This is a genomic window from Streptomyces africanus (genome assembly GCF_002150735.1).
In the GTDB taxonomy this organism is placed as follows: Bacteria; Actinomycetota; Actinomycetes; order Streptomycetales; family Streptomycetaceae; genus Streptomyces; species Streptomyces africanus.
The window spans coordinates 19,761-32,770 of the sequence record NZ_MUKA01000219.1 but is presented as its reverse complement, the minus strand read 5'-3'; the positions used below and the strand labels follow the sequence as shown (position 1 = coordinate 32,770).

Genomic DNA, 13,010 nt, shown 5'->3' with positions numbered 1-13,010 from the left:
GGTACCTGCTGGCCGGGCGGCAGCGCTGAAAGAGCGAGGCGCACGGCCTGCGACTCCGGCGCCGGCAGCGGCCGCCCGGCCAGCAGGTACCCCGCCACTGCATCGGCGCCCAACAGGCGCACGGCGCCTGCCGCGACCACCGGGCCGGGCGCCCCGTCACGGGCGCCCGCATGCCCGGCCGCGGTCGAACCGCCCCCTTCGGCGGCCGCCCGCAGATGGTCGGCCACGGGGGTCCCACTGCCCGCACCGCCAAGCCCTTCACGGACCCGCCGTGCCAGCACCTCCACAGAGGCGCTGTGAACCGTCCGCGACCGCTCAGTGATCATCGACGCCGAGGCTCCTTGGGCTCTTTCGGCTCCTTAGGCGCGAGAGCGAGCGAGAGAACCAGAACCGGGACCCCTGCCTCCGGGCCGGGAGACGGGGCGGCGCTCACCGGCGCCTCGGGATGCGTCAGCAGGTCTTCCAGGACCTCCGCATCCAGCGTCAACGTGTCGGGCGACAGAACTTCGGTCAGCATGGCAACTCCTCGGAGAGAAAGCCCACTTCGTACCTGCACTGTTGCCGGGCCGCAACGGACCACACGAGCGGTAAGCCCTGCACCACCCGAGTGAGTGGAAAAAACACACAATTCACCCGGCCGTGTGGGTGATCATTCGCAAACGTATGCGACCCGGGCGTGCTCGCCCAGTCCACGCACCAAAACCCTCTGGCCCCCCGTACGGTGGGACGTCGCCCCGCTCACCAGATCTCGTCGCCCTGAGGCTCAACTCCCCCGCGCGATCTCAGACCGGGCGGGGCCGGCGGGCAAGCAGAGGCCTCGGGCCGTTCCGCGCAGGCCACCGCCTCCCGGCGGCCAGGGCCTTGCCGGCCAGGTCGAGAGGATTCTTCGGAACACCGGCCATGTCGGCGTACTTCTCGGTGAGCGCGACGCGGGTCAGAGCGATGTACGCGTCACTGGCACCGGGCCCGATGAGGTCCTGGTGGAACTTGCTGGCCTGCGCGGTCATGTAGACGCCGTCGTCGGTCTTCTTCCACTCCTTGTCGCGCTGGGCGTTCCAGACCGCCTCGACGACGTCGCCGTTCTTGGGCAGGAGCCACTTTTCCGGGGTACCGAGGTAGTGGTTGATGCAGTGCCACGCGCACATGAAGCCGTGGACGTCGTCCTTGGCGACGTGCAGACCCTGGCCACCGTCTTCCCCGTCAAGTCTGCGAGTGTTGCGTTGGGCCTTCCAGACGCCCAGCCCCAGCTCGCACTGGGCGTGACTCTTGGTAGTTGATGACACCCATAGCCCGAGACTGCGGCGCCAGCCTCATGGGCTGCAGAAGGCGGTCTCTCCAGTCGAAACAGACTCGAACGATCCCGGGCGGCCGCCGAAGGGGGCGGTTCGACCGCGGCCGGGCATGCGGGCGCCCGCAGGTCGAATTGCCCCGAGAAGGTCCAGGGGCTCTTCCGCCGCCGACCCGGACCACCTTGCGAGCCAACTCCTGTAGATGTTCGGGAAGCCAAGAACCAGCGCGCCGACGAAGCAGGTCGACAGTCGGCTACGGGCCGACTGCCAACGTCCGTCATCCAGACGCTCACGGAACTTGGGCAACGCCACCAAAACAGTGTCGATGGCAAGTTCGAACCTCAGGTCCGGATCAGACCTGAGCACTTCCATCGCGGCGGGCGTGACGGCCAGCGCGCCCCCGCGCCAGTCGAGCCATTTCCATAAACTATGAATATAAAACTGTTATGCTTCGAGCATGAGTCGTCAAGACACCGCTCCTGGCGCGTCCGCCGCCATCGGGGCAGCCCTCTACGGCCTGGCCACCAGGGCCGCGAGACGCCTGCCCCGGGACATGAGCCTGACGTCCGCCGCCACCCTGGCCACCCTGGACCGGACCGGCCCGCGGCGCATCACCGATCTGGCCGCGGTCGAGGGCGTCACCCAGCCCGCGATGACCGCCCTGGTCCGGGTGATGGAGGAGTCCGGCCTGGTCGAGCGGCGGGGCGACGCGTCCGACAAGCGGGTCACGCTGGTGTGCCTGACCGAGGCCGGCGCCTCCTATGTCCGGACGCGGCGTCAGGCGGGCGTCCACGCGTTCGAGCGGTTGATCGGCGAGCTCACCGACGACGAGGTCGAGGCGCTGGTGGCGGCCCTTCCGGCGCTGAAGCATCTGGCAGAGCTCGAAAGCCAGGACCGCGAAGGGCCGAAGCAGTGACCGGGCAGCCGGTCGGCGGGGAGGCGGTGAAGGCGTTCCCGGTGGCGCGTTCCGAGGCGCGGCTGCTGGTCCCCGCCCTGATGTTCATCGCTCTGGTCGTGGCGGCGGTCGCCAGCCTCGGGACGCCGCTCATCACCAGCGTGGCGACCTCGTTCCACGTCTCGCTCGGCAGCGCGCAGTGGACGCTGACCGTCGCGCTGCTCAGCGGCGCCGTCGCCACGCCGGTCCTGGGCCGGCTCGGAGCCGGCCCGCACCGGCGGGCCACGATCCTCGCCACGCTGGCGGTCGTGGTCGTCGGCAGCGCGCTCACCGTGCTGCCGCTGCCGTTCGCGTGGCTGCTGGCCGGCAGGGCGGCCCAGGGCGTCGGGCTCGGGCTGACGGCGCTGATGATGGGCGTGGCCCGGGACCACCTCCCCGAGGAGCGCAGCGCGGCCGTGATCGCCCTGATCTCGGTGGTCTCGATCATCGGGGCCGGCGTCGGCTACCCGCTGGCCGCAATGCTCGCCGAGCTCGGCGGGGTACGGGCCGCCTACGGCCTCGGCCTGGTCGTCACCGCCGCCGCCCTCCTGACCGCGTGGCACTCCATGCCCGAAGCCCCCGAAGGCCGCTCCGCCCACGTGGACGTGGCAGGCGCGGTCGTCCTGGCCGCTGCGCTGCTCCTGGTGCTGCTCCTCGCCGGCGAACGGAATCTGTGGAGCCGGCACCTCGCCGTGGGGGCGGGCCTCGCCGTCGTCGCGGTGGTGCTGCTCTGCGTCTGGGCCGTCATCGAGCTGCGCAGCACGACGCCCCTGGTCGATGTGCGGGCGGTGGGGCACCCGGCGGTCGCCGGGGCGAACCTCGCCATGTTCGTCGGCGGGATCGGCATGTACCTCCTGCTCACGCTCATCACCCGGTACGCGCAGACGCCGCACGGCGCCGGCTACGGCTTCGGGCTGACGACCTTCGTCGCCGGGCTGGTCCTCATCCCGTTCTCGGTGCTGGGGTTCGTCGCCGGCAAGCTCACGCCGCGGGTCCGGACGCGGATCGCCGACCCCCTGCTCCTGGCCGGCAGCGCCGTCGTGGTCGGTTGCGGGTTCGCCCTGTTCGCGGCGGCCCGGTCGGACCTGGCCGAACTGTTCGCGGCGATGGGCGTGCTCGGCTTCGGCGTCGGCGGCTTCTCGGCCGCGATGCCCGGCGTCATCCTGGCCGTCACTCCCAAGAGCGAGACGTCGAGCGCCATGAGCTTCAACTACGTCGTCCGCAGCGTCGGTTACTCCCTGGGCAGCGCCATCGGCGGCCTGATCCTCGCCGCGGGCACCGCCCCCGGCCACCTCTTCCCCGACGACAGCGCCTACACCACCGGAGCGCTGGTCGGTATCGGCGCCATGGCGATCACGACGCTGACAAGCCTCGCTCTCGCCCGCCGGCGCTCGTCCGAGACCAACCCGTAAGTCAGATGCACTCATCCCCACACTGGAGGTTCCATGCCCAAGGGCTACTGGGTCAGCGTCTACCGCACCATTTCAGACCCTGAGAAGCTGGCTGCTTACAACAAGCTGGCCGCTCCGGCAGTCAAGGCCGGGGGCGGTCGGACCCTCGTCCGTGGCGGTCGGGTTGTGGCGCATGACGCCGGAATCGCCGAGCGCACCGTCCTGGTCGAGTTCGACAGCTTCGAGCAGGCCGTCGCGACGCACGAGAGTGCGGCCTACCAGGAGGCGCTGGCCGCCCTCTCCGACGGCGTCGAGCGCGACTTCCGCATCGTCGAAGGCATCGACTGACCGAGGTCCGGTCGGATCTTCACTGAAGGACTCTGTCGGGAATCTTGAGGACGGGCAGTTAAGGATCCTGACGTTGCGTCGGGCTCCCCGGGAACATGATGCCCGTGTTCCCGGGGAGCCCGATATGTCCCTCCAGCCCCAGCCCGGATCGGAGATCCCGCCGCTGACCGCGCGGGTCGCCCGCGCCGGCAACCTCCACGGCACTACCGCGATGTGGATCCGCGACCGCCTCGACGGCCTGTGGAACGACGAGGACTTCACCGTCTGGTACCCGCGCGATGGCCACCCCGGGCTCTCCCCCGCCCAGCTCGCCACGGTCTGCGTGCTGCAGTACGTGCTGGACCTGTCGGACCGTCAGGCCGCCTGGGCGGGTGCGCTGCCGCATCGACTTCACGTGCGCCCTCGGCCTGGAGCTGGAAGACCCCGGCTTCCACCACAGCGTCCTGTACGGCTTCCGCGACCGGCTCGCCGGGGGTCGACCGCGCCGACCGGCTGCTGGGCCTCGCGCTCACCCGGATCCGGCGGGCCGGCTTGCTGTGCGAGCGCTACTGCCGTTCGGGAGCGCCATCACTGTGCACGGCTCCACCGAAGCCAGGGCTCACCTTCGCGACCCCGCCACCAATCCTGCCCCCACTATGCGCCGTCACCAACGTCCTGGCCCGCAACCCTTAGTGGGCGGTGCTGTGGGTGAGCATGGCCTGGGCCTGGCCGCTGCCAGCCGCATGGCAGTCTTCAGTGGAGCTGGCCGACACGACAGTGACCTCGTGCAGGATCGCCATGGTCTTCCCAGATGCCCCGCCGTCGGCGGTTACTGGAACAGATGGTCAAGGTAATAGTCGATGGCAGCGGTGGCTTGTTCGGGGGTACGCAGGCCCAGGACGACGGGTGGACCCTGCGAGTCGGCGAGGCCGAAGAGCAGTTCCGCTTCCACATCGGGGTCGCGGTCCGGCGCGATGTCGCCCGCTTCCTGGGCCATGCGGACGAGGTCGGCGAGGAGCCGGTAGAGGCGGGGCAGCCCGTCGACGTAGAGGGCTCGCAGGTTGGGGTTCGCAAGCATGCGGATGAGGTACGCGACGCCGACGAGCCACTCGCGGCGGCGCCGGTCGTCCCTGGGGATCGTCTCCAGCAGCACCCAGCGCAGCGCCTCCCGGGGGGTGGGCTCGCCCTCGGGCCATGCCTGCTCGTTCCACCGCTGCTGGACCAGCCAGTCCTGGTACTCGATCGCATAGGCGAGCAGTTCGTCCTTGTTGGCGAAGTAGTGCTGGATGCGCCCGGCTGAGACGCCCGCCTGCGCCGCCACGGCCCGCACGGAGATCGCTTCCAGTCCGTGGTCGGCGACGATGTCCAGCAGCGCCTCGGCGATCTGGTCCCGGCGGGCCTTGTGGTCTACCTGTCGCGGCACGTCGACGGGCACCTGCCTTCCTCGTGGTTGCCTTCCTCGTGGTTGCCTTCCTGCCCGAATCAGCCTAATGTCGCTTTAACAATACGAACGTATTGGAACGATGTGCCGCCTGCACGCTGCAGCGGCAAGCGGGGGAGGGCTGGACCATGCCGAAGCGACGCTCCACTACCGGCGCCGCACTGGGCGCGGCCCTCCTCGTGGCGGTGATGGGCACAGCGGATGCGGTGCAGACCTCGCCGGCGACGGCCGGGCAGCACCCGGACAGGCAGCGTGCCCACGGTCAGCACCCCAACGCCCGGTCGGACACCGCCCTTACGCGCCAGGGCCGCCTGGAGGGGTTAACCGCCGACGGCGTCACTACCTATCAGGGCATCCCCTACGCGGCGCCTCCGGTCGGCCAGCTGCGCTGGCAACCCCCGGCCGCGCCACCCACCTGGACCGGCACGCGGACGGCTGCCGAGCCCGGACCGGCCTGCGCGCAGCCCGAGGTGGCGGACTCCGCTGAGGACTGCCTGTACCTCAACGTCACCACGCCCGCTGATGGAGCGGACCGCGCGGCCCCGCGGCCGGTCGTGGTCTGGTTGCACGGCGGGGCCTTCAGCTCGGGCTCCGGGGATCAGTACGACGCCACCCGGATGGCCCGGCAGGGCGACGTCACGGTCGTGACCGTCAACTCGCGCCTGGGTGCCCTGGGCTTCTTCGCCCATCCTGACCTGCCTGACTCCGGGGCCTTCGGCCTGCAGGACCAGCAGGCGGCGCTGCGCTGGGTACGGGACAACGCTGCCGCGTTCGGCGGTGATCCCGGCAATGTCACGCTCATGGGCGAGTCCTCCGGAGGCGCGAGCGTGTGCGCCCAGGTCACCTCGCCCAAGGCCGCCGGACTCTTCCACCGCGCGGTCATCCAAAGCGGCTCCTGCCTGCAGAACTGGCCCAAGAACACGCTCGCGCCCGGCGACCCCGCCGCCACCTATTTCGCCCACCAGGACAAGCTGGCCGCCAAAGGCCGCGGCGCTCTGGGCTGCCGCAGCCTGAAGTGCCTGCGCGCCAAGCCCGCCAAGGACGTGTTGTCTCTCAACGGGCGCTTCCACCAGCCTGCCTACGGGACAAGTGTCCTGCCCCACTCGCCAGCCCGCGCGCTCGCCGCCGGCAACGTCCACCGCGTGCCCGTCCTGCAGGGCAACACCCGTGACGAACACCGGCTGTTTGCCGCCCTGTTCACGCTGGACGGGCCGATGACGGCAGCGGACTACCGCCGCCTGCTCACCGAGACCTACGGCCGGCGGCAAGCGGCCCGCATCGCCCGCGCGTACCCGCCCGGTGCCACGCCCGCACTGGCCTGGGCCAAGGTCGGCACCGACCGCAGCTGGGTGTGCCCCACCCTGGCCGCCGACCGGCTGCTGGCCAGGCATGTTCCGGTCTACAGCTACGAGTTCGCCGACCGCCGCCCACCCGCACCCGACCTCCGCCCCGACTTCCCGCTGGGCGCCTACCACAGCGCGGAGCTGCCCTACCTGTTCGGCATGGGCGACCTCCGCCTCGACGACGGGCAGTCCGCCCTCTCCCGACGCATGATCGCCGCGTGGACGACGTTCGCCAGAACTGGCAGGCCCGGCGACGACTGGCCGCCCTTCCCGCACACCCAGCGGCTGGCTCGGAACACGCTCTCCGGCGTGGACGCGGCGGCCGAACACCGCTGCACCTTCTGGTCGCGCAACTCCTGACGCCCGTGATCCCCCCCCCGCGGACCGTAGAACGACCCCCTCCGGAGGATCCCCGTGAACGAAAGCGACACACCGCTCGCCGAGGCCGACTACATCGGCGCCACCGCCCACGAGTTGAGCGAGAAGCGAGCAGCGGCGAAGATCGCCGCCGGCATCAGCCAAAGGACTCTCTTCCAGCGCCGCGGCCGGATCATCCTGCACCCCGACCGGCTCGTCCTCACCGGCTGGTCCGACAACGGCGATCTCACCCTCACCCGCGCGGACATCACCGCGGCGGAAACCCGCTTCACCCACCTCTACGGCCGTTTCCTCGGCGGCCTGCTGAACGCCGGCCAACCCCTCATCCTCAACACCACCAGTGCGTCGGCCGACGAGGTGTACCTGCTCATCAACCACCGCGGCTTCCTGGAGACCACGGACGATCGGGCCTGGGAGAAGCGCATCGAGCGGTGGCGCCGCGGCTGAAGCGTCGGCAACGCGTGTCGGAACACAACGTCGGCGAACGGTGCGGCCGATAGATTCCGACACATGCTTCCCGCTTCTGCGGCCGCTGACCTGCACACCTATCGCCAGATTCAGCACCAGGTGCCAGCCGAACCTGCCTGGTGGCCTCGGATCCGCCGACCACGGCACGGCGGCACGCTACTGGCGTCCGGGGCGGTGCACGTCGCGCCGTATGACCGTCTGTCCCTCTCGAAGCTGCGCGCCCGTTCCTCGTTCGCCGCGGCCGGGCTGTTCGGCTCACGGTGTCCAGCCCAGCGCCGACGAGACGGCCTGGGCAAAACGCCGTTGTGTCGAACCCGTCCGCACCACCCGTTCCGTGCACGCGACCGTGGGCCGCACCGCGGTGCTCCACTACGCCGCCTGACTGGTCCGCCGGGCGGCGTGTCCCACGGGCAGGTGCTGACTCCCCTATGTCCGACCCCGATCTGCGGCCCGACTGGGCGGCGGAACCCAACCTGCGCTCCAGGAGCGGCACCGAACCGGCCCACGCGTTCCCGGAGATCATGGCCGGCGCAGGGCAGCTGCCGGACGCGAACGCGCTGGATGGCGTTATGCGACCTGTACGGGCGTCTCAGGCGCGCGGTATCTCAGGCGGCTCATCTCGCCACGCCCGCGGTGGCAGGCAACCAGCACCGGTCAGAGACGACCGTGCACTGGAACGAGCGTCTCGCACCGATCACACAGCACGAGGTGAACCCGTCGGCTCTCACGCAGTGAGCCATCGGCACCGCAACGCTCACAGATGTCCTCGCTGCGGTCAGCGAACGCATCAGTGACGGCATGGAGGCGCGAGTGCTCCGCATCTGTCCAGTTACCCCCAGGCTTCCAGGGCCGCGGGAACGCCCGGAAGGCCAGAGCCCCCCACTTCTGCTTCACGGCCAGGAGTTCGTATCCCGGGAACTCCGCGACGACCGCCTGATGGCACTCCAGCACCAACTGGCGCCAGCCCGGACTCACGTCGACGTCATAGGAAGGGTCTCGCAGATGCTGCCTGATCGGCTCCAGCACATCGCCTGAAGCCGAGGAAGTCTCCACCATCCAGTCCCCTCACGCAGCAACGGCCCCCGATCTTATGGTCCGAGGCTTACCCGACGTGATCGCGACGCTCGGAGCAAGAGGGACGCCATCGCGCGAAGCGGGTGCGTGCGATCAGATTCGATCCTGTTGTGAAGGCGTTGCAGATAGGAGCACGCGCTGTCACGTGCGGTGATAGAAGGATTACCTTCGGCGATAGCACATGAGGAGCACGGTGACGACGGTGGGGGCCTTCCTCGGCATGATGCGAGGGCGGAGGCAACGTCGCGAAGGTGGCGGATACGGACTTGTGCTGCAGCCCAGGATGCGGCACGGGGTGGGGGCGTCGGGAGCGGTGGTGCTGGCTCTCGCCCTGCTGATCCTTCCTCGCGCTCATAGTCAGGACGGCACGTGGTTGGACTTCGGCAACGGGCTCGGGGAGACCACCTTCGGCTTCGGTCTGCCCCTGGCCACCGCCTTCGCCTGTTGGCTCGGTGGAATGGATGCGCGTGCCGGGACGGGGTGGCTCGCTGACACCGCTGCCCGACGTGCGCTTCCACGAATCATGGACGGTATGGCGCCGGCGGTGCTGTGGCCGCTGGCCGGCTATGCGGTGGCGTCCCTGACCTCCGCGGCGAGGATCTGGCGCTCGAACCGTGGCGGGTTTCCCCTTGACGCCCTGGCTTCGAATGCGGGGGCGTTGGTGGCTGTGGCCTGTGTGGGCTATGCCCTGGGCCGCCTGGCTCCGCTGCGCGCTGCGGCCCCGCTCATTGGTATGGCGGTTCTCTTGCTGTGTGCCGGAGGGTTGGGCGAACCGCTGGGTTTGACCAACGGTTTCGCTCGGCAGACATACACGGGCTCCGGCGTCCCGGGTCTTGACGCTCTCTACGGCGCCCCCATCCCTGAATGGCTCCCCTGGCTGGTCACGGCCGTCTTCCTCGCCCTGGCGGCAGCAGCGGTGCTGCTGAGCGCGCGTCGTTGGATCCCGGCGGCGCTGGTGCTGATGCTGGTCATCCCGATCAAGCTCTGGCTGGCTGCGTCTGCAACCCTTGACGGTGACCAGCGCATGGCCGCTTCCCCGGTGAAGCTTGCCTGTTTCGGCAGTGAACCGCGGATCTGTGTCGGCGCGGACGTCGCCTGGGGTGATGACCAACTGCTTGAGCGAGTGTGGCAGGTGGCTCAGCGGCTCGATGGAGTGCGTGGCGCACCCACCCACTATGTGATCACCACAACCGAGCCAGTGAGTGTCACCTCTTCGCAGCACTGGCAGCGTGAGCAGCCATGGTCCGCCGCTGTGGCGGTCGAGCAAGACACCGACCGGCCGGACCCGCTCCTGGAAGGCGAGCTCGCCGACGAGATCATCACGGACGCGGGCCGGGACAGGTGCGACTGGGAAATCGTCCGTGAGGCCTATACCTGGCTGGTGCCTCCGGAACTGCGTCTGGTGACGTCGTGGTGGTACTCCCCCTACACCCCGGCCAGGACAGCCAGGCTTGACGCCCTGCCCCGTCATGAGCGCGTCGCGTGGCTCAACGCTTACTTCAGCGGATCGCGTTGCCCAGAACTGCCCCCGCTCCCGCGCTCCCACCGACCCGAGGCAGCACAGTGATGGCAGCTGCACGCCCCGCCTTCTGGCCCACCATGGCCCTGCGCCGGCTGACGTCCGCACCGTCGCTTCGGGCGGCACGAGGGCCGCGGTTGCCATGGCTGCTGGCCGTTATCGCCGTATGTGCCGTGGGGGTGTGGCTCGCTCACGCCGGGCACTCGGAGACCGCGTTGCCGATGCTGCTGGCGGTCGCCCCGGTACTGCCCCTGCTGTGCGTGGCCAGCAGCTACGGCGGTCGCGCCGACCCGTTCGCCGAAGTCACCCGCACCACCCCGGCCGGCGGCCTGCGGATCCTACTGATCCGCAATGGGCAAATCCTCCTGATCTGCCTTCCCCTGCTCACCGCGATGGCCCAGCTGCTACCCGACAACCGCTGGGCACCCGGCGCCGCCACGTGGCTCCTGCCGGCACTGACCCTCACGCTGTTCACCCTGCTGGCCAGCTCCTACATCGGCGGCTGGCCAGCCGCGCTGGTGACCACGACCGGCTGGATGGTGATCGTGGGTGCTTTCACCGAGGTAATCGACAAGAAACGCGGCAACCGGCACAAGGGCTTGGAAGATTTGCTGCCCGAGGTGCTCAGGGAGCTGATCGGGGGCTCGGCACAGATGTGGTGGGCCATCGGCGCGGCCGTGCTCGTTCACCTTCTGGCAAAGCGCCGCCATGCCTTCGACCGCGCAGGAGGACGCCGATGATCCGCACTGTGAACCTGTCCGTACGCCTGCGCCGCGCCCTCGCCGTGGATGGCGTGGATCTCGACCTCGGCCCAGGTGTCCACGGCGTACTCGGCTCCAACGGCGCAGGCAAGTCCACTCTGATCCGCACCCTCGCCACCGCGGCCGCCCCCAGCGAGGGCACCCTCACCTTGCTGGGCCGCGACCCCACCATCCCATCCCAGCGCCTGGAGATCCGCCGCCGGCTCGGTTACCTGCCGCAGCACTTCGGCGTCTACCGCAGCTTCACCGTGCGAGAGTTCCTCTCCTATGCCGCATGGCTGAAGGAGATGCCGGGCACCACCATCCCCGCCGCGGTGGAGGAAGCCGCCGACCAGGTTGGTCTCGCCGATCGAATCGACCGCAGACTGCGAACCCTCTCCGGCGGGATGAAGCAGCGGGTCGGTATCGCTCAGGCCATCGTCAACGATCCCGAACTGCTCCTCCTGGACGAACCCACGGCAGGCCTCGACCTCGAACGAAGAGGTGAATTCCATGCCCTGCTGCGCGACATGGGGCAGGCTGCCTGTGTCGTGCTCACAACCCATCTGCTTGAGGACATCACCGAAGCATGCTCCACCGCAACCGTCCTCAGCCGGGGGCGCGTTGCCTTCCACGGCACCGTCGGACAACTGACAGCAGCGGGGGGCTACACGACAGTGCTTCGCCAAAACCAGCGCACGAGGCCACGGCTGCGGCGATCGGGCATGCCGTAAGCAGCGAAGTGCGCCTCCCAGCGTGAGGTCGGGTCCCAGGCTGTGTTTCAACCGGCCTGTACCCGCTGCTTCCCGCACCTACCGTGGGACGTCCAGGGAGTGAGGACGGTGACGACGCGGTGAATCGAAGGAAACTGCTCGCGAGCCTGGCGGTCACCGCCGCCGCCCCCTCAACGCCTCCAACGACGGCAGTTCCGCCACACGACTGTCCCGCCTTCTGCGCGCAGGCCACCAGGCCACCGGTACCGAGCACTACCCCGTGCTGGCGCACAGCTGCCTCCCGGCCACGCGCGTCCTCATTCAAGCTCAACGCCTCAGACCTCGGATGGATGGCCGCCGGCCGCGCCCGCCAGCTCGCCCACGCCGCAGGCCCACCACTCGCCATCGCTGAAGCCGTCCGCCAACAAGCAGTGCCCGCACGCCAGGCCGGATGGCTTGACCAGGCCCCCACCCTCGCCCTCAACGCTGCCGAAGACCCTGCTCTCGGTGAGGCAGGGAAGGCCGGTGCCGCACAGTGAGGCCTGCTCATCCTCGCCGCCGAGGCCGCCGCAATCGCCAAGAGCCTCGGCCACACCACACACCTCCGGGACACCGCAGGCGGGTTCAGCACCGCCACACGCCCGCCCCGCCGTCACGTCACGGGCCAGCAACTCGTGGCTGATCGGCGGTGCAGAACCTTGATGATCTCGTTCGGCTGCACGGTTCGGTTTCTCCTTCTCAGCGCAGTTGCTGGGCCAGTCCGACGATGATGCCCTCCGGGCCGCGCACGTAGCAGAGCAGGTAGCTGTCCTCGAATCGGGCGATCTCGCCGACAAGTTCAGCGCCGTGAGGGCGCAGGCGGGCAACGGTGTCCTCGATGTCGTCGACGGCGAACATGACGCGGTGCGTGCCCACAATGTTGTGCGGCCGGTTACGCGGCCCGGCGCTGATCGCCGCGGGGCTGCGGTACTTCGCCAGCTCAAGCCGGCTGTGGCCGTCCGGGGTCCGGAGCATCGCGATGTCGCAGCGGACGCCGTCGATTCCGGTGCACTGGTCGGCGAAGAGGCCCTCGACCTCCGCCCTGCCCTCCAGCTCCATACCGAGTTCCACGAAGAACGCGATGGCGGCATCCATGTCCTCGACGACGATGCCGACGTTGTCCATCCGCTGAATCGCCATGCTGGTTTCTCCTTCTACCTCGTACGGCCGGTGGTGGCCGCTGATGTCCCTGGGACGGAGCCGCTGGCACGTTCTCGACATCCTCAGGCTGCCGGACTCCGAAAAAATCTGGATCGCGCCTGAGCACCGTTACAGCCAACCCGCGAGCCGGGCGCCGCTGAGACACTGCGTCCGTACGCGCAGGGAGGCTTATTTGATCATCTTCGACACAAAC

At 69.4% G+C, this 13,010-nt stretch carries 14 protein-coding genes and 1 pseudogene; 9 read left to right on the top strand and 6 right to left on the bottom strand.

Going from position 1 to position 13,010, the window contains the following annotated elements; all coding sequences use genetic code 11:
* From CCL05_RS25750 to CCL05_RS25740, 3 genes and pseudogenes are all read right to left on the bottom strand, one after another.
* Positions 1-326 (bottom strand): annotated as a pseudogene (locus tag CCL05_RS25750) (hypothetical protein); the annotation flags it as partial.
* On the bottom strand, positions 323-517 hold the full coding sequence (locus CCL05_RS25745; protein ID WP_086562869.1) for a hypothetical protein: 195 nt from the start codon (positions 515-517) through the stop codon (positions 323-325). The gene CCL05_RS25745 and the pseudogene CCL05_RS25750, both read right to left, overlap by 4 nt.
* A gap of 265 nt (positions 518-782) precedes the next feature.
* Positions 783-1,283, bottom strand: coding sequence for a hypothetical protein (locus CCL05_RS25740; RefSeq protein ID WP_208641619.1), 501 nt, complete (start codon positions 1,281-1,283; stop codon positions 783-785).
* Positions 1,284-1,842: 559 nt separating this feature from the next.
* Here CCL05_RS25740 and CCL05_RS25735 point away from each other — a divergent pair.
* The 4 genes from CCL05_RS25735 to CCL05_RS47690 all read left to right on the top strand — a co-directional run bounded on the left by CCL05_RS25735 (position 1,843) and on the right by CCL05_RS47690 (position 4,653).
* Positions 1,843-2,205 carry a MarR family transcriptional regulator gene (locus CCL05_RS25735; RefSeq protein WP_086562868.1) on the top strand — a complete coding sequence of 121 codons (363 nt, stop codon included), beginning with the start codon at positions 1,843-1,845 and terminating at the stop codon, positions 2,203-2,205.
* Complete coding sequence (locus tag CCL05_RS25730) at positions 2,202-3,635, top strand: MFS transporter (RefSeq protein ID WP_086562867.1); 1,434 nt, start codon at positions 2,202-2,204, stop codon at positions 3,633-3,635. Before CCL05_RS25735 ends, CCL05_RS25730 begins: the two co-directional genes overlap by 4 nt.
* A 33-nt stretch (positions 3,636-3,668) precedes the next feature.
* Positions 3,669-3,962 (top strand): DUF1330 domain-containing protein, encoded by a 294-nt coding sequence (locus CCL05_RS25725; protein ID WP_086562866.1) that lies wholly within the window; start codon positions 3,669-3,671, stop codon positions 3,960-3,962.
* 124 nt (positions 3,963-4,086) lie between these two features.
* Positions 4,087-4,653 carry a transposase gene (locus CCL05_RS47690; RefSeq protein ID WP_483025077.1) on the top strand — a complete coding sequence of 189 codons (567 nt, stop codon included), beginning with the start codon at positions 4,087-4,089 and terminating at the stop codon, positions 4,651-4,653.
* A gap of 117 nt (positions 4,654-4,770) precedes the next feature.
* Here the strand turns inward: CCL05_RS47690 and CCL05_RS25715 are convergent, their stop codons facing one another.
* A complete protein-coding gene (locus tag CCL05_RS25715; RefSeq protein WP_143589948.1) occupies positions 4,771-5,364 on the bottom strand; it encodes a TetR/AcrR family transcriptional regulator in 594 nt (197 codons plus the stop codon).
* A 146-nt stretch (positions 5,365-5,510) separates the two neighbouring features.
* Here CCL05_RS25715 and CCL05_RS25710 point away from each other — a divergent pair, with 146 nt between their 5' ends.
* The 5 genes from CCL05_RS25710 to CCL05_RS25685 all read left to right on the top strand — a co-directional run bounded on the left by CCL05_RS25710 (position 5,511) and on the right by CCL05_RS25685 (position 11,638).
* The gene (locus CCL05_RS25710) at positions 5,511-7,085 is read left to right on the top strand and encodes a carboxylesterase/lipase family protein (protein ID WP_086562864.1); all 1,575 of its coding nucleotides are present in this window, start codon (positions 5,511-5,513) and stop codon (positions 7,083-7,085) included.
* 54 nt (positions 7,086-7,139) lie between these two features.
* Positions 7,140-7,550 carry a hypothetical protein gene (locus CCL05_RS25705; RefSeq protein WP_107400516.1) on the top strand — a complete coding sequence of 137 codons (411 nt, stop codon included), beginning with the start codon at positions 7,140-7,142 and terminating at the stop codon, positions 7,548-7,550.
* A 1,411-nt stretch (positions 7,551-8,961) separates the two neighbouring features.
* Complete coding sequence (locus CCL05_RS25695; RefSeq protein ID WP_143589947.1) at positions 8,962-10,212, top strand: hypothetical protein; 1,251 nt, start codon at positions 8,962-8,964, stop codon at positions 10,210-10,212.
* Positions 10,213-10,379: 167 nt separating this feature from the next.
* The gene (locus CCL05_RS25690; RefSeq protein WP_244204406.1) at positions 10,380-10,904 is read left to right on the top strand and encodes a hypothetical protein; all 525 of its coding nucleotides are present in this window, start codon (positions 10,380-10,382) and stop codon (positions 10,902-10,904) included.
* Complete coding sequence (locus CCL05_RS25685) at positions 10,901-11,638, top strand: ATP-binding cassette domain-containing protein (RefSeq protein WP_086562860.1); 738 nt, start codon at positions 10,901-10,903, stop codon at positions 11,636-11,638. The genes CCL05_RS25690 and CCL05_RS25685 overlap by 4 nt, the downstream gene beginning before the upstream one ends.
* Positions 11,639-11,952: 314 nt before the next feature.
* On the opposite strand, the gene CCL05_RS25680 is transcribed toward CCL05_RS25685, so the two are convergent.
* Together CCL05_RS25680 and CCL05_RS25675 are read right to left on the bottom strand one after the other, a co-directional pair.
* Positions 11,953-12,210, bottom strand: a complete 258-nt coding sequence (locus tag CCL05_RS25680; RefSeq protein WP_086562859.1) for a hypothetical protein — start codon at positions 12,208-12,210, stop codon at positions 11,953-11,955.
* 145 nt (positions 12,211-12,355) lie between these two features.
* Positions 12,356-12,796, bottom strand: coding sequence for a VOC family protein (locus tag CCL05_RS25675; RefSeq protein ID WP_086562858.1), 441 nt, complete (start codon positions 12,794-12,796; stop codon positions 12,356-12,358).
* Positions 12,797-13,010 lie beyond the last annotated feature (214 nt).

Excerpts from the sequence above, each read along its gene's own strand:
- CCL05_RS25745 (WP_086562869.1), bottom strand. The coding sequence starts at position 517 with ATGCTGACCGAAGTTCTGTCGCCCGACACGTTGACGCTGGATGCGGAG.
- CCL05_RS25735 (WP_086562868.1), top strand. The coding sequence starts at position 1,843 with ATGAGCCTGACGTCCGCCGCCACCCTGGCCACCCTGGACCGGACCGGC.
- CCL05_RS25725 (WP_086562866.1), top strand. The coding sequence starts at position 3,669 with ATGCCCAAGGGCTACTGGGTCAGCGTCTACCGCACCATTTCAGACCCT.
- CCL05_RS47690 (WP_483025077.1), top strand. The coding sequence starts at position 4,087 with ATGTCCCTCCAGCCCCAGCCCGGATCGGAGATCCCGCCGCTGACCGCG.
- CCL05_RS25710 (WP_086562864.1), top strand. The coding sequence starts at position 5,511 with ATGCCGAAGCGACGCTCCACTACCGGCGCCGCACTGGGCGCGGCCCTC.
- CCL05_RS25685 (WP_086562860.1), top strand. The coding sequence starts at position 10,901 with ATGATCCGCACTGTGAACCTGTCCGTACGCCTGCGCCGCGCCCTCGCC.
- CCL05_RS25675 (WP_086562858.1), bottom strand. The coding sequence starts at position 12,796 with ATGGCGATTCAGCGGATGGACAACGTCGGCATCGTCGTCGAGGACATG.